Source organism: Hydrogenovibrio kuenenii DSM 12350 (assembly GCF_000526715.1).
GTDB classification, from domain to species: Bacteria; Pseudomonadota; Gammaproteobacteria; order Thiomicrospirales; family Thiomicrospiraceae; genus Hydrogenovibrio; species Hydrogenovibrio kuenenii.
Genome location: NZ_JAGP01000001.1, coordinates 248,829 through 274,990 on the forward strand (window position 1 = coordinate 248,829; position 26,162 = coordinate 274,990).

The 26,162-nt window shown below is 42.6% G+C and carries 26 protein-coding genes; 20 read left to right on the forward strand and 6 right to left on the reverse strand.

Features of this window, described 5'->3' with window-relative positions:
* Nucleotides 1-215 precede the first annotated feature (215 nt).
* The 6 genes from tkt to N745_RS0101055 all read left to right on the forward strand — a co-directional run bounded on the left by tkt (nucleotide 216) and on the right by N745_RS0101055 (nucleotide 7,730).
* Entirely contained in the window at nucleotides 216-2,204 is a 1,989-nt protein-coding gene (gene tkt, locus N745_RS0101030) for a transketolase (RefSeq protein WP_024850288.1), read from the forward strand.
* 66 nt (nucleotides 2,205-2,270) lie between these two features.
* On the forward strand, nucleotides 2,271-3,272 hold the full coding sequence (gene gap / locus N745_RS0101035; RefSeq protein WP_024850289.1) for a type I glyceraldehyde-3-phosphate dehydrogenase: 1,002 nt from the start codon (nucleotides 2,271-2,273) through the stop codon (nucleotides 3,270-3,272).
* A 186-nt stretch (nucleotides 3,273-3,458) separates the two neighbouring features.
* Nucleotides 3,459-4,637 carry a phosphoglycerate kinase gene (locus N745_RS0101040; protein ID WP_024850290.1) on the forward strand — a complete coding sequence of 393 codons (1,179 nt, stop codon included), beginning with the start codon at nucleotides 3,459-3,461 and terminating at the stop codon, nucleotides 4,635-4,637.
* 188 nt (nucleotides 4,638-4,825) lie between these two features.
* On the forward strand, nucleotides 4,826-6,268 hold the full coding sequence (gene pyk, locus N745_RS0101045; RefSeq protein ID WP_024850291.1) for a pyruvate kinase: 1,443 nt from the start codon (nucleotides 4,826-4,828) through the stop codon (nucleotides 6,266-6,268).
* A gap of 98 nt (nucleotides 6,269-6,366) precedes the next feature.
* A complete protein-coding gene (gene fba / locus N745_RS0101050; RefSeq protein ID WP_024850292.1) occupies nucleotides 6,367-7,431 on the forward strand; it encodes a class II fructose-bisphosphate aldolase in 1,065 nt (354 codons plus the stop codon).
* 80 nt (nucleotides 7,432-7,511) lie between these two features.
* Nucleotides 7,512-7,730, forward strand: coding sequence for a hypothetical protein (locus tag N745_RS0101055; protein WP_024850293.1), 219 nt, complete (start codon nucleotides 7,512-7,514; stop codon nucleotides 7,728-7,730).
* Here N745_RS0101055 and bioD read toward each other — a convergent pair whose 3' ends face one another.
* From bioD to N745_RS0101070, 3 genes are read right to left on the reverse strand one after another with little or no spacing between them, the layout of a single operon-like run.
* Nucleotides 7,731-8,411, reverse strand: a complete 681-nt coding sequence (bioD, locus tag N745_RS0101060) for a dethiobiotin synthase (protein WP_024850294.1) — start codon at nucleotides 8,409-8,411, stop codon at nucleotides 7,731-7,733.
* 39 nt (nucleotides 8,412-8,450) lie between these two features.
* Nucleotides 8,451-9,338, reverse strand: a complete 888-nt coding sequence (locus tag N745_RS0101065) for a phosphoribosylaminoimidazolesuccinocarboxamide synthase (protein ID WP_024850295.1) — start codon at nucleotides 9,336-9,338, stop codon at nucleotides 8,451-8,453.
* Nucleotides 9,335-9,796 carry a phosphate-starvation-inducible protein PsiE gene (locus tag N745_RS0101070; protein ID WP_024850296.1) on the reverse strand — a complete coding sequence of 154 codons (462 nt, stop codon included), beginning with the start codon at nucleotides 9,794-9,796 and terminating at the stop codon, nucleotides 9,335-9,337. Before N745_RS0101070 ends, N745_RS0101065 begins: the two co-directional genes overlap by 4 nt.
* 217 nt (nucleotides 9,797-10,013) lie before the next feature.
* Here N745_RS0101070 and rpe point away from each other — a divergent pair, with 217 nt between their 5' ends.
* The 6 genes from rpe (at nucleotide 10,014) to trpC (ending at nucleotide 15,809) form a co-directional block, all read left to right on the forward strand.
* Nucleotides 10,014-10,718, forward strand: a complete 705-nt coding sequence (gene rpe, locus N745_RS0101075) for a ribulose-phosphate 3-epimerase (protein WP_024850297.1) — start codon at nucleotides 10,014-10,016, stop codon at nucleotides 10,716-10,718.
* 215 nt (nucleotides 10,719-10,933) lie between these two features.
* On the forward strand, nucleotides 10,934-11,620 hold the full coding sequence (locus N745_RS0101080; RefSeq protein ID WP_024850298.1) for a phosphoglycolate phosphatase: 687 nt from the start codon (nucleotides 10,934-10,936) through the stop codon (nucleotides 11,618-11,620).
* 173 nt (nucleotides 11,621-11,793) lie between these two features.
* A complete protein-coding gene (trpE, locus tag N745_RS0101085) occupies nucleotides 11,794-13,299 on the forward strand; it encodes an anthranilate synthase component I (RefSeq protein WP_024850299.1) in 1,506 nt (501 codons plus the stop codon).
* An 18-nt stretch (nucleotides 13,300-13,317) separates the two neighbouring features.
* A complete protein-coding gene (locus N745_RS0101090; protein WP_024850300.1) occupies nucleotides 13,318-13,917 on the forward strand; it encodes an anthranilate synthase component II in 600 nt (199 codons plus the stop codon).
* A 4-nt stretch (nucleotides 13,918-13,921) separates the two neighbouring features.
* Nucleotides 13,922-14,941, forward strand: a complete 1,020-nt coding sequence (trpD, locus tag N745_RS0101095; RefSeq protein WP_024850301.1) for an anthranilate phosphoribosyltransferase — start codon at nucleotides 13,922-13,924, stop codon at nucleotides 14,939-14,941.
* A gap of 61 nt (nucleotides 14,942-15,002) precedes the next feature.
* Nucleotides 15,003-15,809: an indole-3-glycerol phosphate synthase TrpC gene (trpC, locus tag N745_RS0101100; RefSeq protein ID WP_024850302.1), complete on the forward strand. Its 807-nt coding sequence runs from the start codon at nucleotides 15,003-15,005 to the stop codon at nucleotides 15,807-15,809.
* A 50-nt stretch (nucleotides 15,810-15,859) separates the two neighbouring features.
* Here trpC and N745_RS0101105 read toward each other — a convergent pair whose 3' ends face one another.
* Nucleotides 15,860-16,582 (reverse strand): outer membrane protein, encoded by a 723-nt coding sequence (locus N745_RS0101105; RefSeq protein ID WP_024850303.1) that lies wholly within the window; start codon nucleotides 16,580-16,582, stop codon nucleotides 15,860-15,862.
* A 392-nt stretch (nucleotides 16,583-16,974) separates the two neighbouring features.
* Between N745_RS0101105 and trpB the strand changes: the two genes are divergently transcribed.
* The 8 genes from trpB (at nucleotide 16,975) to N745_RS12150 (ending at nucleotide 23,706) form a co-directional block, all read left to right on the forward strand.
* Entirely contained in the window at nucleotides 16,975-18,174 is a 1,200-nt protein-coding gene (gene trpB / locus N745_RS0101110; RefSeq protein WP_024850304.1) for a tryptophan synthase subunit beta, read from the forward strand.
* A 144-nt stretch (nucleotides 18,175-18,318) separates the two neighbouring features.
* Nucleotides 18,319-18,696, forward strand: coding sequence for a DUF6627 family protein (locus N745_RS0101115; protein WP_024850305.1), 378 nt, complete (start codon nucleotides 18,319-18,321; stop codon nucleotides 18,694-18,696).
* A 118-nt stretch (nucleotides 18,697-18,814) separates the two neighbouring features.
* Nucleotides 18,815-19,705, forward strand: coding sequence for a PA2778 family cysteine peptidase (locus N745_RS0101120; protein WP_157833725.1), 891 nt, complete (start codon nucleotides 18,815-18,817; stop codon nucleotides 19,703-19,705).
* A 290-nt stretch (nucleotides 19,706-19,995) separates the two neighbouring features.
* Complete coding sequence (speD, locus tag N745_RS0101125; protein ID WP_024850307.1) at nucleotides 19,996-20,496, forward strand: adenosylmethionine decarboxylase; 501 nt, start codon at nucleotides 19,996-19,998, stop codon at nucleotides 20,494-20,496.
* The gene (gene speE / locus N745_RS0101130) at nucleotides 20,486-21,334 is read left to right on the forward strand and encodes a polyamine aminopropyltransferase (RefSeq protein ID WP_024850308.1); all 849 of its coding nucleotides are present in this window, start codon (nucleotides 20,486-20,488) and stop codon (nucleotides 21,332-21,334) included. Before speD ends, speE begins: the two co-directional genes overlap by 11 nt.
* Nucleotides 21,334-22,536 (forward strand): type III PLP-dependent enzyme, encoded by a 1,203-nt coding sequence (locus tag N745_RS0101135; RefSeq protein WP_024850309.1) that lies wholly within the window; start codon nucleotides 21,334-21,336, stop codon nucleotides 22,534-22,536. Before speE ends, N745_RS0101135 begins: the two co-directional genes overlap by 1 nt.
* A gap of 11 nt (nucleotides 22,537-22,547) precedes the next feature.
* The gene (locus N745_RS0101140) at nucleotides 22,548-22,964 is read left to right on the forward strand and encodes an OsmC family protein (RefSeq protein WP_024850310.1); all 417 of its coding nucleotides are present in this window, start codon (nucleotides 22,548-22,550) and stop codon (nucleotides 22,962-22,964) included.
* 67 nt (nucleotides 22,965-23,031) lie between these two features.
* Complete coding sequence (locus tag N745_RS12150) at nucleotides 23,032-23,706, forward strand: class I SAM-dependent methyltransferase (RefSeq protein ID WP_024850311.1); 675 nt, start codon at nucleotides 23,032-23,034, stop codon at nucleotides 23,704-23,706.
* On the opposite strand, the gene N745_RS0101150 is transcribed toward N745_RS12150, so the two are convergent.
* Both N745_RS0101150 and N745_RS0101155 read right to left on the reverse strand, forming a co-directional pair.
* On the reverse strand, nucleotides 23,703-24,779 hold the full coding sequence (locus N745_RS0101150) for a hypothetical protein (protein WP_024850312.1): 1,077 nt from the start codon (nucleotides 24,777-24,779) through the stop codon (nucleotides 23,703-23,705). The genes N745_RS12150 and N745_RS0101150 overlap by 4 nt on opposite strands.
* On the reverse strand, nucleotides 24,776-26,104 hold the full coding sequence (locus N745_RS0101155) for an adenosylmethionine--8-amino-7-oxononanoate transaminase (protein WP_024850313.1): 1,329 nt from the start codon (nucleotides 26,102-26,104) through the stop codon (nucleotides 24,776-24,778). The genes N745_RS0101150 and N745_RS0101155 overlap by 4 nt, the downstream gene beginning before the upstream one ends.
* Nucleotides 26,105-26,162: the final 58 nt, after the last annotated feature.

Below are 26,162 nucleotides of genomic sequence, written 5' to 3' on the forward strand. Positions count from 1 at the left end.
CGATTTTGAGTGGTTTTTTGTTTGTTGCAACAAATTAAAAACATCTTGATATAGATAAGAAAACTTGATGATTTTTGCGTTTTAAGCGAAAATGTCCGTCCAAAATTTTACAAAACGGTTATGGAGCGATTAAAACACCCGCTTTTTTAAGTATTACTAAACCCATACATAACCCGTGTATATACCGAATTTTTTTAACTTGAGGGAAGTTGTCAATGCCAACTCGTAGAGAACTAGCAAATGCTATCCGTGCACTAAGCATGGATGCGGTACAAAAAGCCAAATCTGGTCACCCAGGTGCACCAATGGGGATGGCGGATATTGCCGAAGTATTGTGGAATAGCCACATGAAGTTTAACCCTACTAATTCAAAATGGGCTGACAGAGATCGTTTCGTACTATCGAATGGTCACGGTTCTATGTTGATTTATTCATTATTGCACTTGACTGGTTTTGACTTAGGTATGGAAGATATCAAAAACTTCCGTCAGCTTCATGCTAAGACTGCAGGTCACCCAGAATATGGTTATGCAGATGGTATTGAAACGACTACTGGTCCTCTAGGGCAAGGTATTACCAATGCTGTAGGTATGGCAATCGCAGAGCGTACGCTAGCGGCGCAATTCAATAAGCAAGGTCACGATATTGTTAACCATTACACTTATGTGTTCATGGGTGACGGTTGTTTGATGGAAGGTTTATCTCATGAGTCAGCTGCTATGGCAGGTACTTTGGGCTTAGGTAAGCTAATCGGTTTCTGGGATGATAACGATATTTCAATCGATGGTCATATTTCTGATTGGATGGAGCGTGATGTTGCAGGTCGTTTCGAATCTTACGACTGGCACGTTATCCGTGATGTTGATGGTCACGATGCAGAAGCAATCGATAAAGCAATCCGTGAAGCGAAGTCTGTTAATGACAAGCCTACTTTGATTTGTACTCGTACAACTATCGGTTTTGGTTCACCAAATCTATGTGGTACGCATGACTGTCATGGTGCACCTTTGGGTGATGAAGAAATCAAATTGACTCGTGAAAACCTAGGTTGGGAGCATGAGCCATTTGTTATTCCACAAGATATTTATGAAGGTTGGGATCACAAAGCAAAAGGTGCTGAAGATGAAGCATCTTGGAACGCTAAGTTTGAAGCTTATCGTGCAGAATTCCCAGCAGAAGCGGCTGAGTTTGAGCGTCGTATGGCTGGTGACTTACCTGCGAACTTTGAAGTTGAAATGGATAAGTTCATCGCTAAGACTCAAGAAGAAATGCCAAACATCGCTTCGCGTAAGGCTTCTCAAAACGCTATCGAAGCAATGGGACCATTGCTACCAGAAATGTTCGGTGGTTCTGCTGACTTGACAGGGTCTAACCTAACTAACTGGTCAGGGACTGTTAAAGTAAATCATGAAAACCCTAAAGGTAACTACCTATCATGGGGTGTACGTGAATTCGGTATGGCTCACATGATGAACGGTATGGTTCTTCACGGTGGTTTCAAAGTTTATGGCGGTACTTTCTTCATGTTTATGGAATTCATGCGTAATGCTTTACGTATGTCTGCATTAATGAAAATCGGTACGATCTATGTATTTACACATGACTCTATCGGTTTGGGTGAAGACGGTCCTACGCATCAGCCAGTAGAGCAATTGGCGACTATGCGTGTGATTCCTAACTTCCAAACATGGCGCGGATGTGATGCAGTTGAATCTGCAGTTTCTTGGAAAGTTGCAATGTTACGCGGTGACGCGCCAACAGCACTAGTATTCTCTCGTCAAAACTTGACGCCAATGGAGCGTACTGCTGAGCAAGTTAAGAACATCGAAAAAGGTGGTTATGTGCTTAAAGATTGCGCAGGTACACCTGATGTTATCTTTATTGCGACTGGTTCTGAAGTTGGTTTGGCAGTTGAAGCTGCTGAAGCAATGGATGCAAACGTTCGTGTTGTTTCTATGCCTTGTACAAATGCATTTGATGAGCAAGATCAAGCATACAAGGATTCTGTATTGATTCCTGGTGTTAAGCGTGTTGCGATTGAAGCAGGTGTTGCTGAGTCTTGGTACAAGTATGTTGGCCTTGAAGGCGGAATTGTTTGCATGAAAACATTTGGTGAATCAGCTCCTGCAGGTGAACTGTTTAAAGAGTTTGGCTTCACAGTTGAAAACGTTGTTGCAACAGCAAACAACGTTCTTGGTAAATAATTTTAGTTAAATGAAACTCAGGTCGGCGTCAGCGATGATGCCGGCAAAATTTAGGAGTAAATAATAATGACAATTAAAGTAGGTATTAACGGTTTTGGCCGTATCGGTCGTATGGCTTTCCGTGCTGCAGCAAAAGACTTCAAAAATATTGAAGTTGTAGCAATCAATGACTTGTTGGATCCAGAATATTTGGCTTATATGCTTAAGTATGATTCTGTTCACGGTCGTTTTGATGGTGAAGTTGAAGTTAAAGATGGTAACTTGATTGTTAATGGTAAAACGATCCGCATCACTGCTGAACGTAACCCTGCTGACCTAAAGTGGAGCGAAGTTGGAGCTGATTTAGTTATCGAGTGTACTGGTTTCTTCCTAACTGAAGAATCTTGTCAGGCGCACATTGAAGCTGGTGCTAAGAAAGTTGTTCAATCTGCACCATCTAAAGATCATACGCCAATGTTTGTATATGGTGTTAACCATAACGAATATGCTGGTCAAGCAATCGTTTCTGCGGCTTCTTGTACGACTAACGGTTTGGCACCAGTTGCTAAAGTTCTTAATGACAACTTCGGTATCAAACGTGGTTTGATGACAACTGTTCATGCTGCAACTGCAACTCAGAAAACTGTTGATGGTCCTTCTATGAAAGACTGGCGTGGTGGTCGTGGTATTCTTGAGAATATCATCCCTTCTTCAACTGGTGCTGCTAAAGCGGTTGGTAAAGTTTTGCCAACACTTAACGGTAAGTTGACTGGTATGTCTTTCCGTGTACCAACTTCAGACGTTTCTGTTGTAGATTTGACTGTTGAGTTGGAAAAAGATGCTTCTTACGATGATATCTGTGCAGCGATGAAAAAAGCTTCAGAAGGTGAATTGGCTGGTGTTCTAGGTTATACAGAAGAAGCGAACGTTTCTACTGATTTCCGTGGAGATTCTCACCCATCAATCTTTGATGCGAAAGCAGGTATTTCTCTAGATCCTACTTTTGTTAAAGTTGTTGCTTGGTATGACAACGAGTATGGTTACACTTGTAACATGATGCGCGTTGTTGAGCATGTAGGTAGCAACTAATTCAGTTTTACTGAAGTGAAAGGCGAGATTAACTCTCGCCTTTCTAATTCATGATTTCAGTATTGGCTTTTCATTTCCATATTTTTTTAGTATTGAAATGTAAATTTAATATTCAAAACTTATTATTTAAATCCAATATTGCCCTCCAAGAGGGTAGTGTTTAAACCTTAAAGAAGAGGACACACTATGTCTGTAATTAAGATGTCTGACCTAGACTTAGCTGGTAAGCGTGTATTGATCCGTGAAGATTTGAACGTTCCAGTTAAAGAAGGGAAAGTAACTTCTGATGCACGTATCCGTGCTTCATTGCCTACTATTAAAATGGCTGCTGATGCAGGTGCGAAAGTGATGCTAATGTCTCACTTAGGCCGCCCTAGTGAAGGTGAATATGCTGAAGAATTCTCTTTGGCACCAGTTGCTGCAGATTTGTCTGCTAAGCTAGGTAAAGAAGTTCGTCTTGTTAAAGATTACCTTGATGGTGGTTTTGATGTAGCAGATGGTGAAGTGGTTCTGCTTGAAAACGTTCGTTTCAACGTTGGTGAAAAGAAAAACGACGAGGCATTGTCAAAAAAATACGCGGCATTGTGTGATGTTTATGTAATGGATGCTTTCGGTACAGCTCACCGTGCACAAGCTTCTACTCATGGTGCAGGTGCATTTGCTGATACAGCTTGTGCAGGACCATTGTTGGCAGCTGAATTAGATGCACTTGGTAAAGCATTGAACAATCCAGCGCGCCCAATGGTTGCGATTGTTGGTGGTTCTAAAGTTTCTACAAAATTGACAGTTCTTGAGTCTCTATCTGAGAAAGTTGATCAGTTAGTTGTGGGTGGTGGTATCGCGAATACTTTCATCGAAGCTGCTGGCTATAACGTTGGTAAATCTTTGTCAGAAACTGATTTGATTCCAACTTGTAAAAAATTAAACGAAATCATGGAGTCTCGCGGAGCGGCAATTCCACTAGCATCAGATGTTGTTTGCGGTAAAGAATTCTCTGAGTCTGCTGCTGCTGAGACTAAGAATGTTGCTGATGTTGCTGATGATGACATGATTTTCGATATCGGACCTGATTCTGCCGCTGAACTGGCAACTATCATTAAAAACGCTGGTACGGTTGTTTGGAATGGTCCTGTTGGCGTATTTGAGTTTGATCAATTCGGTGAAGGAACTAAAGCGATTTCTATGGCGATTGCTGAATCTTCAGCTTTCTCTATTGCTGGGGGCGGTGATACGCTAGCAGCAATTGATAAGTACGATATTGCAGATAAGGTTTCTTATATCTCTACTGGTGGTGGTGCTTTCCTTGAGTTCTTGGAAGGTAAAAAACTACCTGCAGTTGAAATGTTAGAAAACGCAGCTAAGTAATTTGAGTGTAATGACCAACCACAACAGTGGTTGGTCTTTTTAATAACAACTGATTCCATCTTATTTAAGAAAGGCGAGAGGGTGTCTCGGAAAATAAACCTCAATCATTGTTGATGGTGTGTATTTTTCGAGTCATCTTGCTTTCTGAATAGAAGTGGATGAAAGAAGAAAAAAGGTAAGAAAATTAAATGTCATCTGGATTAAGACGTACCAAAATCGTTGCTACTTTAGGGCCTGCTACAGACAGAGAAGGCGAGCTAGAGAAGATGATTAAAGCTGGTGTGGATGTTGTGCGTATCAACATGTCACATGGTAATCCTCAAGAGCACATCGAAAGAGCAAATAATGTCCGTGAAATAGCGGCTAAGCTAGACAGAGAAGTTGGTGTGCTTGTTGATTTGCAAGGACCAAAAATTCGTATTGCACGTTTTGCTGAGGGAGCTGTATTTTTAGATCCTGGCGCTAAGTTTGCATTGGACAATAATGTTGACCCTCACCAAGGTAACAAAAACGAAGTTGGTTTGACTTATAAGAGTCTGCCGTACGATGTTAAGCCTGGAAACCGTCTGCTATTGGATGATGGACGTCTTGTTTTGGATGTTGATGCGGTTGAAGGTGAGCGCGTTTTCACTACTGTTGTTGTCGGTGGTAAGCTTTCTAACAACAAAGGGATTAACCTTTTAGGTGGTGGTTTGTCGGCATCTGCACTTACAGATAAAGATAAAGAAGATATTTTGACAGCTGCGGAAATCAAAGCAGATTATCTAGCATTGTCTTTCCCACGCTCTGCCGATGATGTTGAATATTGTAGAAGCCTAGCGGAAAAAGCGGGCTTACATTGCAGTATCGTTTCTAAGATTGAACGTGCTGAAGCCGTAAACGACGACTTTACGTTGGATAGTATTATCCTGGCTTCTGACGTTATCATGATTGCACGTGGTGACTTAGGTGTTGAAGTGGGTGATGCTCAGCTACCTGCACTGCAGAAGAAAATGATTAAACGCGCACGTCAATTAAATCGTGTCACCATCACAGCAACGCAAATGATGGAAACGATGATTGAAAATGCTATTCCGACTCGTGCGGAAGTATTTGACGTTGCCAACGCTGTTATGGATGGTACGGATGCCGTGATGTTGTCTGGTGAAACGGCAACAGGTCACTCACCTAGTTTGGTTATTGAAACCATGTCCAATATCGCACATGAAGCTGAGAAGAGTCGTACAGTGCGTTCATCTACTCACCGAATGGATGAGTCGTTTACAGCAGTTGATGAAACTGTTGCGATGGCAGCTATGTATGCAGCAAACCATTTTGATGTTAAGTGTATAGCAACCCTAACGGAATCAGGTAATACGCCATTATTGATGTCTCGTATTAGTTCTGGTATTCCGATTATTGCGCTAACACCGCATATTGAAACACGTAGAAAAGTAACTTTGTATCGTGGTGTTTACCCAACAAGTGTTGACTATACCGGTATGACGGATGAAGAAGTTCAGCAAAATATTTTGCAAGAACTGGCTACTAAAGGAACGGCAAAATCGGGTGATTTGGTGATTCTGACGCGTGGGCAGGCCCGTGGTGAAATGGGTGGTACAAACCAAATGGAAATTGTAAAAGTTCCTTAATTTAAGGGCTTTTAACGTAAGTTTTTTAACTTTTTAATAAGCAGAAAGCTTGTTAGAATGACATGATTTATTTTTAAACTAATAGAGGAGTCTCGCACATGGCGATGATTACACTTCGTGAATTGATGGACTACGCAGCAGAAAACAGTTTTGGTATGCCTGCGTTTAACGTAAACAACATGGAACAAGTTCGCGCAATTATGCGTGCTGCAGATGCTTGTGATTCTCCAGTTATCCTTCAAGGTTCTGCTGGTGCACGTAAGTACGCTGGTGAGCCAATGCTTCGTCACATGATTGAAGCTGCGACTGAAATGTATCCTCATATTCCAGTTGTTATGCATCAGGATCACGGTTCAGATGTGGGTGTATGTTTGCGTGCAATCCAATCTGGTTTCACTTCAGTCATGATGGATGGTTCTTTGGAATCAGATATGAAGACTCCTGCATCTTACGAATATAACGCTGGCATCACTGCTGAAGTTGTTAAGATCGCTCACGCTGGTGGTGTTTCTGTTGAAGGTGAGCTAGGGTGCCTTGGTTCTCTAGAAACTGGTAAGATGGGTGAAGAAGATGGTCACGGTTCTGATGAAGAACTAGATCACTCAATGCTATTGACTGACCCTGAAGAAGCGGCTCAGTTCGTTAAAGACACTAACGTTGATGCACTAGCTGTTGCGGTTGGTACTTCTCACGGTGCTTACAAGTTCACTTCTAAGCCTTCTGATGATGTTCTTAAAATCGACCAGATCGCTAAAATCCACAAACGTATTCCTGATACTCACATCGTAATGCACGGTTCTTCTTCTGTTCCAGAAGAGTGGTTGGAAATCATCAACAACTACGGTGGTGATATGGGTCAAACTTATGGTGTACCTGTTGAAGCAATCGTTGAAGGTATCAAGCACGGTGTTCGTAAAGTTAACATCGATACTGACTTGCGTATGGCATCTACTGGTGCAATCCGTAAGCACTTACATGACAACCCAGCTAACTTTGACCCACGTAAGTTCTTCAACGCTGCTGAAAATGCAATGTTGGAAATCTGTAAAGCTCGTTTTGAAGCTTTCGGATGTGCTGGTCATGCTTCTAAGATCAAGTCTGTTGGTCTTGAAGAAATGCAAGCACGTTATGCTTCTGGTTCTTTGGATCAGCGCATTAACTAAGAGAATCATTTTTGGTTCAAACTTAAAAGCCCGATTTTTATCGGGCTTTTTTGTTTCTGGAGATTAAAGGGGAAGAATTCATGTGTGTTGGCGTTGTTGTAGGCTTGGCGTTACTATTGCTGTATTACACGGATGTGGTGATTAGTGATTTATCTCTGAATGAACAAGTCGGTAGTCAGTACGTAACAATTGCATCTGGCTGGGGGATGGCAACAGAACTCTGGCCTTTGATGTTACTGTCAGCCTTGGTGGGAATTGCGTTGCTATTGATGTTTTTGAAGATTAAGAAGGTTTTGTGATCAAGCGCTGACTAACAGTTCTACCAGTTCATTAGGAAGTGTTGCAGGTTTTCCTGATTCTGAGTGAGGGCAGGAGAATATCGGTACGCTTACTAGGTTCTCTAAGCCTTGCGTAAACTGTTTGCTTGGATGTAGTTGGTTGATAACTACCGCAGCTAACTTAAGACCTCTATTTTGAATTGCTTCAATCGTTAGTAATGCATGATTGATGCACCCTAAACGATCCCCAACGACCAGAATAACCGGGTGTCCTAACATAACGGCTAAATCTGCATTAAGTCCGTCCATTGCTAGGGGGGAATAAAAGCCACCAGCACCTTCCACAAAAACAATGTCATCGTTATTAGTTATGCGACAGTTTACTGCAAGATCAGAAATGCTAAGAGGAGAATTGTTAAGCTCCATAGCCAGTTTTGGAGAGACTGCTTGCTCGAAAAGGTAAGGGCAGATTTGTTCTAAACTGTCAGGGGTTTTAAAAGACGACTGCAAAAAAAGTGCATCTTCAGAAATCAAGGAGCCGTCAGCCTGGGTGATACATCCTGATGCAACAGGTTTGCGAGGTGTTGCAGCAATATTGGCTTGGTGGAGTGTATGCCCAATAGAACCTGTAACAAAGGTTTTTCCAATTTCGGTATCCGTACCGGTAATAAAAAAACCTTTGTTATTTGATTGGCTTGTCATCTCAGTCAATTACGTTAACCCAGCCTGGTAGATTTTCAGTTATGAGTTTTCCATTAAGCGTGATTGCGCTTCTTGATATTTTAGTAGGGTCATATCAACGACTTCTTCTGGAAGTTCTGGGCCAGGAGCTGTTTTGTCCCAATCTAATGACTCAAGGTAATCTCGAATATATTGCTTATCAAAGCTATCGGGATTTTTGCCGACTTGATAAGTCTTTGCAGGCCAGAAACGAGAACTATCAGGTGTTAAAGCTTCATCAATTAAGTGGATAACACCATTCTCATCTTCACCAAATTCAAACTTTGTATCAGCGATGATGATGCCTCGTTCTGCTGCAAATTCAGATGCCATCTTGTAAAGCGCTAAGCTGTAGTCTTTTACTTTCTTAGCTTTCTCGGCACCAATCAGTTTAACGACTTCATCATAAGAGATGTTTTCATCATGGTCGCCAATTTCGGCTTTAGTTGATGGGGTAAAAAGTGGTTCCGGTAGTTTCTCGGCTTTTTGTAGCCCTTCTGGTAGGGAAATGCCGCAAACAGTCTGGTTCTTTTTATATTCTTTCCAGCCAGAGCCAACTAGGTAGCCACGAACAATGGCTTCTACTGGCAATGGTTTAAGCTTTTTAACAATCATGCCACGCCCTTGAAGTTGTTCAAGCTCATCAGGCGTTAGGATGTCTGCAATATTGATATCATCTGCCAGTTGGTTTGGAAGGATGTCGATTGCCTTCTTCATCCAAAAGATAGCGGTGTCGGTCAGTACGCGGCCTTTTCCAGGAATCGGTGTAGGAAGCACGACGTCAAACGCAGAAATACGGTCAGTTGTAACAATCAGCAAGTGTTTGTCATCTACGTCGTATAAGTCACGGACTTTGCCCTTATTGATTAAAGGAAGGCTGGTAAGTTGGGATTCATACAAAGATTTCATTTTGTCGCTTCCTGATCAGTGTCTTTTACTTTGCTTTCATTCATAAGGCTACGCTCTAAATTGCTACGGTCGTCGTATGGAAGTTTTAAATGACCATAACGAATAATAATAACGGTAAGGGCAATTAAGACCATTGTGCCAGAGATAGCAATAATTTCCATGCTACCCAGATTTTTCATATCAAGGATAAGGTAACGAGCCAAAGCGATGATCGCAATATAAAGCGGGAATCGGATCGGTAGCTTTCCTGAATCCAAGTAAATGGCGACCATTGCCAAAACTTCTAAGTACAAAAACATTAAAAGCAAATCGGCAAGAGTGACTTTCATTGCCTGTACCATGCTGATGACTTCATTAGCACCGGCAATTACTGTTGCAATTGCGATGATGATTAGGCCGATGACCTCAGTCATTCGAATGCCGCGTTTAACCGCTTTTAGACCAGGATAATGTTCCATGAATGTATTTCCATTAGTACCTTAAATTTTTGCTTATTATCACAAATTTAAACCCTATTCGGGCGGTTTTTAAATATTAGAATCTTTTATAGGCTTTTGACTTGAAATGACAAGGCAAATCTTGCGTGAATAGTAGGATGAAATCGTGGTTTAATTCGATGGTCTCTGTTAAAATTAATGAAATTTTTTAACAAGTTTAGATGCTAAGGATTAAATCATGGCTAAAAAAGAAAACTGGATCGCCCCTTCTATTTTGTCAGCAGACTTTGCGCAATTGGGTAAAGATGTAAAAGACGTTATCACAGCAGGTGCGGATGTTGTTCATTTTGATGTAATGGATAACCACTATGTACCTAACTTAACGATTGGGCCATTGGTTTGTGAATCCTTGAAAAACTTCATGGTTCGTGAAGACGTAAAAGCGCCAATCGATGTGCATTTGATGGTGAAGCCAGTTGATCAGTTGATTGGCGATTTTGCTTCTGCTGGTGCGGATTATATTACTTTCCACCCAGAAGCTTCCGAGCACATTGATCGTTCTTTGCAGTTGATCAAAGGTGAAGGTTGTAAAGCTGGTTTGGTATTTAACCCAGCAACCCCTTTGAGCTATCTTGAGCATGTGCTAGATAAAATTGATATGATTTTGATTATGTCTGTTAACCCTGGTTTTGGTGGTCAGGCATTCATCCCTCAAGCACTTGAAAAGTTGAGAGCGGCTCGCAAACTGATTGATGAATCAGGTCGTGATATTCGCTTGGAAATTGATGGTGGTGTTAAGGTTGAAAACATTGCTGAAGTTGCAGCAGCTGGTTGTGATACGTTTGTATCAGGTTCTGGTATCTTTGGTAAAGCAAATGCTTCTGATGCGAACCGTTACGATACAGTGATCGCGCAGATGCGCGAAGAGCTAGCTAAGGCTTAATTGCGGAGCTCATTGGTAACGCATTAGCTGCATCACCACTGAACTCCTCGTTCATACGTTTGAGCGAGAAATGAGATACGCCAGCCTTGCTGGCGTTTTTGCCATTTAAAACAACAAAGAATTTGCAAGGCAGAAGCTTCTGTCAGGTGAGCTGCACAATTGAATAAGCAGTCACAATCGCTAGGTTGTAAACCTAATTAAGAATTGGAAAAAAGATGTCGATTGAAAAAATTAAACCCGGATTTGTATTGATTGATTTGGATGGTACGCTTATCGATAGCGTGCCGGACTTGGCTTACTGTGTTGATGAAATGATGAAGCAACTTGGTATGCCTGTTCGCGGTGAAGAAGCGGTTAGAGACTGGGTTGGTAATGGCGTTCAGCGTTTGACTGAAAGAGCCTTGATTAACTCAGTTGAAGGGATGCCTGATCAAAACTTGATGGATAAAGCATATCCAATTTTCCTAGAATTGTATAAAGAAAATACTTCACAACGTTCATGTGTTTATGAAGGTGTTGTTGAAGGTATCGAATGGATGAAGGCTCAGGGTTACCGTGTTGCTTGCGTTACCAATAAGGCTGAAGCCTTTACTGTTCCATTGCTAAAAGATAAAGGTCTTTATGATCATTTTGAAGTGGTCGTTTCCGGCGATACTTGTGCTGAGAAAAAACCACACCCAATGCCGTTATTATTCGCGGCAGAACAATTAGGCGTTGCGCCTGAAAATGCTTTGATGATCGGCGATTCTCGCTCTGATGTTAAAGCGGCTAGAGCAGCAGGATTCCATATTTTCTGTATGACTTATGGGTACAATCATGGTGAAGATATCCGTGACTACACCCCTGATGCAGTGATGGATTCCTTTATGGAATTGCCGAACTATTTAGAAGCGGCAAACTGATTCAAAATTAACTAAAAGGAAGCTTGTTAGATATGTCTTTTATAAAAGCGCTTTTCATTGTTGTGACCAAACCCCTATGGTGCTCAGTACAGGGTTTGTGGCAACTTTGGCGACTTAAAAGGTATGAAAGACAGCAGACAAAACTTCGAAACAGTTAATTAAGAGATCACACAATGAGCAATTCACATTTTAGCCGCTTGGCTAACCAAGGCTACAAAACCACTCCGGTCATGCATACCATGCTGTCCGATTATGAAACCCCATTAAGTGTTTACCACAAAGTGGCAAACCAGCCACAGAGCTACTTGTTTGAGTCGGTTCAAGGCGGAGATAAATGGGGTCGTTATTCTATTATCGGGCTGCCCTGCTCAAAACGCTTGGTCGTTAAGGGGCAGCAAATCACCTTACTTGATGGCGATGACATTTTAGAGCAGCAAGTGTCGGATGACCCTTTGGCATGGATCGAAGCTTTTCAAAATCGTTTTAATGTTTATCCTGAAGCGGGCATGCCTGCATTCAGCGGTGGCTTGGTTGGCTATTTCGGTTATGACGCTGTGCGTTATATGGAAACAAAGCTCAAGAATTCCGTGCCAGAGCGTGATGATATTGGCGCACCGGATATTGTCTTGCTTGTGTCCGAAGAAGTGGTTGTGTTCGATAATTTGAGCGGGCAGCTTCATATTATTGTTCATGCAGACCTATCTAAAGCCGATGCGGAAGCCAAAGCGCAAGTGCGAATTACTGAAATAGCCGACCTTATTCGTACGCCTATGCCAGTGCCTAGCGAACCAGAACCTTCCGAGTTGCTTGGCGAACAAGACTTTCATTCGAGCTTCGGTGAAGAAGCGTTTAAGCAAGCTGTTGCCAGTATCAAAGAATACATCCTTGCAGGTGATGCGATGCAGATCGTTCTTTCACAGCAGATGTCGGTTGATTTTGAGCATGAACCCTTAGATTTATACCGCGCATTACGCCACTTAAACCCATCACCTTACATGTTCTTTGTGGATTTGGGTGAATTACAAATCGTTGGTTCGTCGCCTGAAATTCTGGTGCGTCTAGAAGACAATCAAGTCACAGTGCGGCCTATTGCTGGGACACGTCGTCGAGGTACAACACCTGAAAAAGATCAGGCGTTGGAAGCCGATTTATTGTCAGATCCAAAAGAGCTGGCTGAGCATTTGATGCTGATTGATTTGGGTCGAAATGATGTCGGCCGCATTGCACAAGTGGGTAGTGTTGAGTTAACCGAAAAGATGATTGTCGAGCGTTATTCTCATGTCATGCATATCGTTTCCAATGTAAATGGTGATCTGAAACCAGGTATGAGCCCGATGGATGTGTTGCGAGCAACCTTCCCAGCGGGCACGGTTTCTGGTGCACCGAAGATTCGCGCAATGGAAATTATCGATGAGCTGGAACCGGTTAAGCGCGGTGTTTATGCCGGCGCAGTGGGGTATCTCGGATGGCATGGCAATATGGATACTGCGATTGCCATTCGTACTGCGGTCATTAAGGATAAGAAGTTATTCGTGCAGGCAGGCGCCGGTATTGTGGCTGACTCTGTGCCTCAGTCAGAGTGGGATGAAACCATGAATAAAGGACGTGCAATTTTTAAAGCCGTCGAGTTTGTTCAAAATGGTTTGAAAGCAACCAACCCTGATGCTGGGCATCGTTAGTTAGCCGGAGAAAAGAATATGTTATTAATGATTGATAATTACGACTCCTTTACCTACAACCTAGTCCAGTATTTTGGTGAGCTAGGTCAGCAGGTAGAGGTACATCGCAACGACCAAATCGATTTAGAAACCATTGAGACGCTAAACCCTGATTACCTGGTGATTTCTCCCGGCCCATGTACGCCTACAGAAGCGGGTATTTCAGTAGAGGCGATTCATCACTTTGCGGGAAAAGTGCCGATTTTGGGCGTGTGTCTTGGGCATCAGTCTATCGGTCAAGCATTTGGCGGTAATATCATTCGCGCCAAGCAAGTGATGCATGGTAAGACCTCTCCCGTTTACCATCACAATGTAGGGTGTTTTGCTGGCTTGCCGAATCCCGTGCAAACAACACGCTATCACTCATTAGTCATTGAACAAGAGACTTTGCCGGATTGTTTGGAAGTGACTGCTTGGACACAAGATGAAGATGGCAACTTTGATGAAATCATGGGAGTGCGTCATAAAACCCTGCCGATTGAAGGTGTTCAATTCCATCCCGAATCCATTTTGACTGAGCAGGGTCATGCCATGCTGAAAAATTTCTTAGAACAAAAAACTGGAAAAATAGAGGTGTAATTCAATGAATGTGAAAGATGTATTGAATCAATTATTGGATCACAAAGACCTCTCGTCTGACCAGATGGAAATGGTGATGAATGCGCTTATGTCTGGGGAAACCACCGATGCACAAACTGCTGCTATTCTGATTGCTCTAAGAGCAAAAGGCGAAACCATTGACGAAATGACCGCTGCCGCCAAAGTGATGAGAAGTCTATCTACTAAAGTGGAAGTCGAAGATAAAGAGCACATGGTCGATACCTGCGGTACGGGTGGCGATGGTATTAACGCCTTTAATATCTCTACCGCTTCCGCATTCGTTGCAGCAGCAGCCGGTGCAAAAGTCGCTAAGCATGGTGGGCGTTCTAATGCCGGAAAGTCCGGTAGTGCCGACGTGCTGGAAGCAGCAGGTGTGAACTTGGATTTGTCTGCTGAACAAGTTGCTGAGTGTGTGAAAGAGTTGGGTATTGGCTTCATGTTTGCGCCTGCGCATCATTCTGCGATGAAGCATGTTATTGGGGTTCGCAGAGAGCTGGGTGTTAGAACGCTTTTCAATATACTAGGGCCATTGGCTAATCCTGCAGCGGCACCCAATCAAGTGTTGGGTGTTTATAGCAAAGATTTATTGGTAGCTTTTGCTAAAGTGTTACAAGCACTCGGCTCTAAGCGAGTGATGGTCGTTCATGCCGAAGATGGGATGGATGAGATTTCTATTGCCAGCTTAACCCATGTTGCTGAGCTAAAAGATGGCAAAATTACCCAATGGACAATTGATCCTTATGACTATGATATGGATCACGTGAACTTGGATGATTTGGCGATTGATTCCGCACAGGAAAGTGTCAATATCATTACTGCCGTGTTTGCCAATGATGATGGCGCAGCCAAAGACATCGTTTGCTTAAATGCTGGTGCTGCAATTTATACTGCTGGTTTAGCAGAAGATTATGCCGAAGGTGTGTTGAAAGCAAAACGTCTGATTGCTGAGGGTAAGGTCATGGCTAAATTCCATGAGTTTATCAATAAAACCAAAGCCTTTTAGTTGTAAGGTAATACCCCAGCCTGGCAGATTTTAATAAAAAAGAACAATAAAGAGTTATGTAATGAAAGCGCACCAAACCCCAGACATTCTAAAGAAAATTATTTTCCGTAAGCTTGAAGAAATCCAAGAAGGCTGTGAAAAAATCTCTCTTCGCGAGATGAAGCAAAAAGCGATGATGATGTCGCCTGCTAAGGGTTTTGCTGAAGCCATGCGTGCTAAGCTAGATGCAGGTCAGTCTGCAGTAATTGCAGAAATTAAAAAAGCCTCTCCAAGTAAAGGCGTGATGCGTGATCCTTTTGATCCAGTTGAAATAGCCAAAAGCTACGAAGCACATGGTGCAGCCTGTTTGTCAGTGCTGACTGATCGTGATTTTTTCCAAGGCAGTAATGAATACCTGCAAGCCGTGCGCGAAGCGGTCGACCTGCCGATTATCCGTAAAGACTTTATCGTTGATGACTATCAAGTCTATGAAGCACGTGCCATTGGCGCTGACTGCATTTTGCTGATAGCCGCGGCCATTGGTGATGCGCAACTGTATGAACTGACGCAAACCGCTTTGCAATTGGGGATGGATGTTTTGGTAGAAGTGCATAACGAAGAAGAAATGGAGCGCGCATTGCAGTTGCCATTACCGATGATCGGTATCAATAACCGTGACTTGCATACGTTTGATGTTTCTTTGGAAACCACTTTTAGAATGCTGGATATGATCCCTGATAATCGTATTGTGATTACAGAAAGCGGTATTTTAACACCGGACGATGTCGCGCAAATGCGTGAGCATGAGGTCAACAGTTTCCTGGTTGGTGAAACCTTTATGCGAGCCGATAATCCAGGCGAAAAGCTGGCTGAATTGTTTCGAAAATGATTTGCGTAGCTTCCTGGCAATGCATGGAAGCTAGCAACTTAAAGAAAAGCTTAAAAGTCGTATCTGACAGCGATATGGAGCTGGTTAGAGGTTAAAGTAGGTTTGTCGATAGCTGTCATTTGGTTGCTACTGTTAATAACTTTCTCGCTGGATGCTATTTTGCCATAATTGGTATAGGCATAAGACAGGTCAATATCTAATTTTTTAGTTAGCGGATAAGTAGCTCCAATTAGGCCTTGGTAAACAAAGTTCGTATCGGTCTTGGATTCCATTTCGCTCACTTGAGTACCGTTGTTATAGCTTTTTGTTTTATTGGAGTAGCTTGACATGCCGATTCCCAAGCCTAAATAAGGTTTGGTTTTCCAGTTCAGTTTAAAAGCTTCAGATAAACTAAATAGGTTTTTGATCATCAAGGTTGATAAATTGATTTGAGTCTTTGTACTGTACTGAGTCTTAAGAGTGCCATTTACTTCAACAGAAGGAGAGGTAATTGTGAACTCAGGTGTATATTGGTAAGCAGCTTCAAGTGTATAGAGTTTATTTACGCGGAGTCCTAGATCTATACTATAGTTTTGAATACTTTCCGATTCATAGTTGTAGCCATAGTTATAAACTGTGCTTGAAGTGGTTTCTTTGTCTTTTGCGCTAACTGCTTGTGTTGTTTCAAAGCCAACGCCAGCCTTTAAATAGTAGTTACTTTCCTTTGCTTGAGCCATATTTGATAAAGACATGGCTGAAACAATAGTCAAAGCACCGATAAAAAACTTTTTCATCAAAACTTCCTTTGGTTCAATTAATAAAAATGCTCGAGTATTATAATTAAAGGAGTTTTTACCTAGTTTTAAGTTGAACTAAATTTGTTTATGCGCGACAAAAAGCATTCTTATGGCGTGAGGTAGTCGCTTCTATGTTTTACAGAACCCCCCAAGGTTTAACTGAAGGGGGCTGAAAGAAAAATTCTTAAGCTTCACGGTAAAAATAGTGCTTGTGATATGGGCGAGCTAGCCTTTGTTCATCTGAATTGTTATTAATCAAGTCATCCGTATTTATTCCAACTTTTTCTTGTTAATTCCACTCTAAAAAATCTCTAGCAGTCTGTTTTTATTCTGTGTATCCTTTTAAAACGCTTAGTAAAAGTGATTTGATATTCAAGAGGAGATAACAGGTGTCTTATTTAAAAAATCAACCGAATCAAGAAGGGTTCTTTGGTGACTTTGGTGGAGCTTTTCTACCGCCCGAGCTGGTTCCACATTTTGAAGAAATCAATAAAGCCTACCAAGAGCTGGGGCGTTCGGCAGATTTTCTAAATGAGCTAAAGTATATTCGCAAACACTACCAAGGCCGACCAACACCTGTTTATTACGCCCACAATTTGAGCAGAGAAGTTGGTGCGCATATTTATTTGAAACGTGAAGACCTGAATCATTCTGGTGCCCACAAGTTAAATCACTGTATGGCTGAAGCCTTATTGGCGAAACACATGGGTAAAACTAAGCTGATTGCCGAAACGGGAGCTGGGCAACATGGTGTTGCCTTGGCGACAGCAGCGGCTTATTTTGGGATGGAATGTGAAATCCACATGGGCGAAATCGACATTGCCAAAGAAGCACCGAACGTCACGCGAATGAAACTTTTAGGCGCGACGGTGGTGCCAGTAAGCTTTGGTGGTCGCAGCTTGAAAGAAGCAGTTGACTCCGCGTTCCAATCTTATGTGCCTCAAGCGGATACCGCTTTGTTTGCTATCGGTTCGGTAGTTGGACCACACCCTTTCCCATTGATGGTGCGTAATTTCCAGTCTGTCGTCGGGTTTGAGGCGCGTGAGCAGTATCTGGAAATGACCGGCGAATTGCCGGATCATGTCGGTGCCTGTGTTGGGGGTGGTTCCAATGCAATGGGCTTGTTCGCCGGATTTATGGATGACGATAAGGTGATCAAAAACGGTGTCGAGCCATTGGGGCGTGGTACCAAGCTGGGTGAGCACTCGGCGACCATGACTTACGGTAAGCCGGGAATGATCCATGGTTTCAAGTGTATGCTACTGGAAGATGAAGAAGGCAACCCTGCACCGGTGCATTCTATTGCTTCCGGCTTGGATTACCCAGGGGTTGGCCCAGAGCATTCATTCCTCAAAACAGCAGGAAAGGTGAACTACCATGCCGTGACCGATGACGAAACGCTGGATGCTTTCTATAAGTTGTCACGCATGGAAGGGATTATTCCAGCATTGGAAAGTTCGCATGCCGTTGCTTGGGCGATGAAGCAAGCCAAAGAACAACCAGGTTGTACCATGCTGCTTAATTTGTCTGGTCGTGGTGACAAAGACATTGATTATGTCGCGGATAATTTCGGTACTGGCGAGTCATAATTAGAGGCTGATTCTTTGATTACCATCTACCCACAAAGAGAAGGAGTCTTTGTGCAGATTGTCAGTAAGTCATTAATATAATTGCATTGTGCAAAAATAATATAAGTGTTACTTTTAAATCGGAAGCTTTATAAGGAGGTTGCCATGAGAAAGACAATTGCATTAAGCATGATTTTGACTTTGCTAGCTAGTTTTGTACTACCTGTTCAGGCTGCCATGATTGGTACTGGTGAGATGTTGCATCAGCAATCTATGGTCAATGAACGAGTAAAATTAGCGGCATTTCTTGACCGAGATGAAGTAAAACAACAGTTGGTCTCTATGGGAGTATCGCCAGATCAGGTGAAAAGCCGTGTTGCTTCTATGACCGATCAGGAAGTTTCTGAAATCAACCACAAAATGGAAGCGATGCCAGCAGGTGGCGATGTATTAGGGATAGTGGTTCTAATATTTATTGTATTTGTAATTACAGATGTTATTGGCGCTACGGATATATTCCCATTTATTAAACCAGTAAGATAAAGGCGTGGCTGTATTTCACTCTTTCAAAAGCACCCGGTTTCTGTCGGGTGTTTTCGTTTTAGCTCTTTTGTTACAGGGCTGTGCAATTGCTCCTCAAACCAGGCTACTCGAAAAAAATATGCCTGAAGATTTGCCTGCCAAAGCAGAATTGACGCAGGTTCCATTTTTTCCTCAATCAGAATATCAATGTGGGCCAGCAGCTTTAGCAACTGTGCTCAATTATCGACATCAGTCGGTCAAGCCAGATGATTTGACAGATAAAGTTTATGTCCCAAATAGAAAAGGAAGTTTTCAGCTTGAGATGGTTGCAGCGGCTCGACAGTATGGATTGGTTGCATACCCGTTAGCACCGAAAATGTCTGATTTATTGTCGGAAGTGAGTGCCGGTAATCCAGTGCTGGTATTACAGAACTTAAGTTTTGATACCTTTCCCATGTGGCACTTTTCGGTGGTAGTCGGATATGATTTGGCGCATGAATCTATTGTGTTACGTTCGGCAACAACCAAGCGATGGGAAACCAGTTTTTCCAATTTCGAACAGACTTGGCGGAAATCCCAATATTGGGGGCTAGTTATTACGCAACCCAATCACATTCCAAAAACGGCAAACGTGAAAAACTGGCTGCAAGCTTCTTATGATTTGGAACAAGTAGGGAAAATACAGGCAGCAAAAGTAGCTTATCAAGCTGCAACAAAACACTGGCTCGATCAACCAGACGTCTGGATTGCGCTGACCAATTTACAATATAAGCAAAAAGATTTTGCAGAAGCTATTTCGAATATGAAAAGTATTTTGCCTAGGTTTTCTTCAAATGTTCAGCTGTGGAATAACTATGCCTATATTTTAAAATCCTATGGGTGTCAGGATGCGGCAATATTGGCAGCCAAGTGTGGTGTAAAAGCAGCACCTAATGATGAAAATATTAAATCGACACTTTTAGATATGCAAAAAACAGATGCTATTCAGTTAGGTGCTAAGAAGTGTCCTGTAATTAGTTGTTTTCAATAAAGAAATACATAGGCAATATTTTTTGCATCATATATAAAAATTCATAAAAAAATAACTTGCAAATCCTTTTAAAAGGGGAATAATACGCTTCTCCTTTTTCACACAGAAACCTAACGGTCAGACCGAAGGAAACAGAAAGAAAAATGGTTAAACCTCACGATAGAAAAGATAGCTTTTCAAGTCGTGGTTGGGGTTCAGTGAACTAGCCTTTGTTTATCTGAATTGTTATTAATCATTCATCCGTATTCACTTCTAATTTCATGCGGGTGTTTTATAAAGGTATCCTCCTAATGCCACAAGCAGAAAATATTTTGGTCACAAGTAATGACCATTTCGAAGTTATTGAAAAAACAACGGTTATCGATGACACTTGGCCAACCCATGATCAAGCAGTAGAAGACCAAACGCTGGATCACTTTATTTGTCGTAATGGCAAAACCTTTGCCGGTACGCATTTGATTGCTGATTTCTGGGGCGCAAGCCGTTTGGATGATTTGCAACTCATGGAAGATGCACTTCGCGAAGGTGTTGAAAAAGCCAAGGCAACTTTGTTGCACATTCACTTGCATCATTTCACGCCAAATGGTGGGATTTCTGGTGTTGCCGTTTTGGCAGAATCTCATATCAGCGTTCACTCTTGGCCTGAAAGAAACTACGCGGCATTTGATGTCTTTATGTGTGGTGACTCTGAGCCTGAAAAAGCGATTGAAGTCTTGAGAGAAGCCTTTACACCATCTGAAGTAAAATTAGATACCATGCTACGAGGTGAGGTAGAAAAAGATGGCGAATAATTATCTGGAAACCCTTTACCCAACTTGGGGACAGCAGTTCGTAATGAACGAAGTGTTGTTTGAAGTGGATACTGGACACCAGAAGTTGGTTATTTTCAAAAATGACCAATGGGGTACGGTGATGGCGTTGGACGGTGTGATTCAAACCACTGAAAAAGACGAGTTCATCTATCATGAAATGATGACGCACGTGCCTTTGTTTGCTCATGGCAATGCGAAGAAAGTGCTGATCATCGGCGGTGGTGATGGCGGTATCTTACGTGAAGTATTGAAACACCCAGAAGTGGAGTCTGTCACTCAGGTTGAAATCGACCAACAAGTGATTGATATGTGTATTCAGTATTTGCCGAACCATTCTGCTGGTGCTTACGATAACCCAAAAGCGAATATCGTCATTGCCGATGGTGTAGATTTCGTTAACGAATGCACAGAGAAATTTGATGTCATTATTTCCGACTCGACTGACCCTATGGGGCCGGGTGAAGTATTGTTCACGTCTCGCTTCTATGAAGGTATTAAAAACTGCCTGACAGAAGAAGGTGTGTTCGTGGCGCAAAACGGTGTGAGCTTTATGCAGACCGATGAAGTGACGACGACATTCAAACGTTTGTCTCCTTTGTTCAAGCAAGCAAGCTTCTACTCAGGCGCAGTACCAACTTATGTTGGCGGTATCATGACATTTGCATGGGCAACGGATAATTTGGCATTGAAAGAAGTGTCAAAAGAAGTGATTGCAGAGCGTTTCAAAGCGTCTGGCATCACAACACGTTTTTATACACCTGAATTGCACAAAGGCTCTTTCGCCTTACCGCAATATGTATTGGATGTAATGAAGTAATGGACTCACAAGAGTTGGTTCAGCACTTTGCTGAACAAAGTCACCCTGATGAACTAGAACAGTTTGATCGAGCTTCGCTTGAGGAGTTGGTGCGCCAGCACGAAACCCCTTTTATGGTGCTTGATTTACAGGAAGTGGAATACCAATACAACGCCTTGCAAGAAGCTTTGCCTGGCGTGAAGTTGTTTTATGCTGTTAAGTCTTTATCTCACCCAGCATTGATTAAGCGCTTGAAAAAATTGGGCGGGCAATTTGACTTGGCGACTTCTGGTGAAGTCGATTTGGTTGAAGGTCTTGGGGTTAAAGGTCAGGACTGTATTCATACCCACCCGATTAAAAAAGACAAAGAAATCCGCCATGCCTTGGCATTTGGTTGTACACGATTTGTTGTCGATAACTTGGAAGAGGTGAGTAAGTTCTTGCCTTATAAAGACCAAGTAGAGTTGATGGTGCGTGTCAGTTTCCGTAGCCAAGATGCCGTGGTGGATTTGTCCCGTAAGTTCGGTTGTGCGCTAGAAGAGCTACCCAGCCTGGTAGATTTTTCGGTGGATAATGGTTTGACGATATCTGGTTTATCTTTCCACGTTGGTTCGCAGTCTTTGTCACCGATGGCGCAGGCAAATGCCATCAATGCATCGATTGCAGCGATGAGCGAAATGACCGATGTCAATTGGAAGTGGCTGGATATTGGCGGAAGCTTTCCGGTTTCTTACCAAGGCCCAGTCATGCCGATTCAGGATTTCTGTGTGCCGATTATGGATGCTTTGGCAGAGTTACCAGAAGGTATTGAGGTCTTTGCAGAGCCTGGGCGTTTTATTTCCGCGCCTTCCATGATTGAAGTCATGACCATTATTGGTAAGGCAAAGCGTGGCGCGCGTACTTGGTACTATTTGGATGATGGTGTTTATGGTGCTTTGAGTGGTCAGATCTACGATCACGCAAAATATCCGATTGCACCTTTGCAGCCAATTGACCCAACGGGTGATTTCTTTCCGAGTGTTTTGGCCGGGCCGACCTGTGATTCTATTGACGTAGTCGATGAAGATGCCGAACTACCTGATTTAGCGGTTGGCGATATTATGATTGCGAAGCAGATGGGTGCCTACACCATTGCATCTGCAACGGAATTTAACTATTATCCTAAGCCAAAAGTGGTTGTGGTCGAAGACTTGATAGATCACAGCGAAGATGCTCAGGAATAAAAGGAAAGAATATGTCGATCAAAGTAGAGTGGAAAGGCGGTAAAGCATTCGAAGCAACTTCATCAACTGGTCATAAGGTCATGATGGATGCATCAAAGGAAGTCGGCGGGGAAGATCGTGGTTCGCGCCCTATGGAACTTTTATTGATGGGCTTGGGTGGTTGCTCCGGTATCGATGTGATTATGATGCTGGAAAAAGGCAAGCAAGACGTCAAGGATTGCCAAATGGAAATCACCTCAGAGCGTGCCGATGCCGTACCTGCGGTGTACACCAAAATCAATCTGCACTTTACTGTTACGGGTACTGACTTGAATGAAAAGAAAGTCGCTCGTGCGGTTGAGTTGTCTGCCGAAAAGTACTGTTCTGTTTCCAAAATGCTGGAAAAAACAGCCGAAATGACGCATAGCTATGAAATAATTGAAGCCTGATTGGTTTCAAGTATCACCAAAAGAAAGCCACCAATCGGTGGCTTTTTTGTTTTCTGGAGTTTAAAAAATGTCACCTAAAATGTTTAGTCGCCTCATGAGGATTATCAAGTATTTGGTCTCGGAAAAGACCTTGGCGCACCAAGCGAGAAAGCCAACTGGCTTTTTGGGGAAATATGTTTTACAGCCGATGTTTGTGCATGGTAATGCTGCTTTGAATGCCTTTATGCTGGAAAAGTTGGATGTGAAATCAACCGATTGCATTCTTGAAATCGGTTTTGGTCCTGGGGTGATGTTAGCGGATTTGTCCGAACGTATAGAAGAAGGCAAAGTGCATGGTATTGATTTTTCCAAAACCATGATCGAGCAGGCAACGATTCGCAATCAGCCACATATTGAATCGGGTTGTCTGGAGTTGTGTGAAGGTTGTAGTGACCTGATGTCGTATGAAGACAATCATTTCGACAAGGTGGTGACGGGCAATACCCTATATTTCTGGCATCCACCAGAGCCACATTTACAAGAAATTCTACGAGTGTTGAAACCGGGTGGGCTATTCGTGATGGGGTTTAGAGATAAAGCGCAAATCGACCAGATGCAGTTGAACCAAGAAGTCTTTTTGCGCTATACGCAGCAAGATGTAGTTGCGCTGTTGGAGTCAACAGGATTTGCCGAGGTGTCTGTTGAAATCAAAGGTAGTATGCCTGTGGACTCTTATGTTGCGATAGCAACTAAATTAGATTAGTTATTTTTTGTGAATTTCCGTATCAATGTAGGAATATCAATTTCAAAAAACTTTCCTTTGTATGTTGTAATTTTTATTCCTTTTACAGGTTCCCAGTATTCATTCTTTTTGATTTGGTTTTTGCTTTCATTGTTAATTAAAACCGTTTGGTTGTTTGGAGCTGAAGCTTCTAAAAGGTTAATGTGTTTTTCTTGTAAAGAAGCGATGTGCCCAATCATTTTAAGTTGCGATTTCAAGTGATTAACTTGAGACATTAATTGCTGAAGTTTCATCTCGGATGACTTTTCCTGGGTCGGAATTAGGAATGTTTCAGAGTCGTCATCGGCAAGAGAAAGATAGCTTGCGAGTGCTAAATAAATATTTTCAATTGCTTCGTCTTTGTTGTTTGGGTTTATGCTTAACAGAAGTTCATTTTTCTTTGTAGTTATAGATGTATCAGCATCAATGCCCAAGTCCGCTAGGAACTCTCCGAAATAAGCTAAATACTGACCAAAGGTATGCTTGTATTCATTAGGGAGATTGATTTTTGTTGTTATTCCCTCAAAAATATTAAATTGGCTGATTAGAGTGGTTTGAGCATTAGCCAAAAAGGTAGAAATTCTCAAGACTTCCTGTTCAAGAGTGCTTTGTTGCGATAACTCTATAGAGAATTCTAAAAAATAAAAGCTATCTTCTAGTATTGGGCCTTCTATATTAAATGCATTAAGTTCTTTTAATTTGGTTTTGGTTAAGTCAGCTATTTTCTTGGGGTGTATGCTGTCTTGGAAATTATCTATTGAATAACTGATATAACCTCTCAAAAATATCTTATTGCTTCTTTTTGCTATTAGGAAGTGAAAAAAAGGTTCGTAAGTATTATTTTTTACGTCAATACTAAGGCATAGAGAGTTAGGGTATTTATTGAGCTCTATATCTGCAATATCTGAATAGGTGCAAGCATCGTTATTTTCTATTAGAAACTGAGCCCCCAAGTAGTGCTCAATTTCGTCAAAATCATGGCAATAGTGATTTATTTCTACACTCTTATTCTGTAGCTCAAGGTAATGAGAATTGTTATGTTTAGAGATTTTCATTTTGCAATAACTGTACCTAAAGTGCATGTGAGCATTGATGTCAGTTTGGATAAGTTTGACTGAGAAATATTATAAGCCGGCATGGTGTAAACCAGTCTGCCGAAAGGTCTGAGCCAGATACCATTTTCAATCCCTTTTGCCTGAACTTGTGGGCCAAGGTCGCTTCTTTCCAGCTCAATCACGCCAATCGCCCCGAGTACACGTGCATCCGCCACACCCTCCAGTTCTTTAAGTGGCAATAGCGTCTCCGTAAAGTGCTCTTCAATGCGTTGAATGTTGTCCTGCCAGGGTGAGTTCATTAAAACATCTATATTGGCGATAGCGGCAGCACAGGCGAGTGGGTTGCCCATAAAGGTGGGGCCGTGCATCAGTAAGCCGGGATTGAGGTCGCCGACATTGCTGCTGATAGTGTCACTAACGTCTGTCGTTGCCAGTGTGGCGGCTAAGCTGATGTGCCCGCCCGTTAGAGTTTTACCCAACGTCATGATATCTGGCGTGATGCCCGCCCATTCACACGCGAATAACTTTCCGGTGCGACCAAAGCCGGTAGCGATTTCATCGGCAATCAATAGCACACCGTATTCATCGCACAACTGGCGTAACTGTTTGAGATAGTCCGGGCGGTAAAAACGCATGCCGCCCGCACCTTGCACAATCGGTTCGATGGTCACGGCAGCGATATTATTATGATGTTCTTCAAGCATGGTTTTCAGTGAGTTGATGTCCTGATTGTCTGATTCAATATCAAAGCCCATTTCCGGTTCAGGGGCGAAGTAGTGTTGCGTCAGGATTTCTGAAAACAAGCTATGCATGCCATTGACGGGATCACATACAGCCATGGTGGCGAAGGTGTCACCGTGATAACCGTTGCGAACCGTGAGTAGCCGGTTTTTGTTTGGCTGGTCTTTGCTTACCCAATATTGCAGCGCCATTTTAATCGCGACTTCCATTGCCACTGAGCCGGAATCGACTAGGAAAACTTTATCCAGCCCTTCGGGGGTGAGTTTGACTAGACGCTTTGACAGTTCAATCGCAGGTTCATGGGTCAAACCACCAAACATGATGTGCGGCATGATGTCGATTTGTTCATGCATGGCTTGTTGGATTTTTGGGTGGTTGTAGCCGTGTAACGCTGCCCACCAAGATGACATGCCATCGACCAATTCTGTACCGTCCGCCAAGGTGATAACCGATCCTTGGGTGCTTGCAACGCCTATCGCAGGTGTGTCAGCCGGCATTTTGGCGTAAGGGTGCCAGATATGTTGTTGGTCAAAGGCGAGGAGTTCTTTCCAATGTTCGGATAGATTTGGTTTTGAAGGCGTCATAGTTTTTGGTCTTTTTGAATGTTGCCTGTATTGTGACAAAAATCTGCCAGGCTGGGTA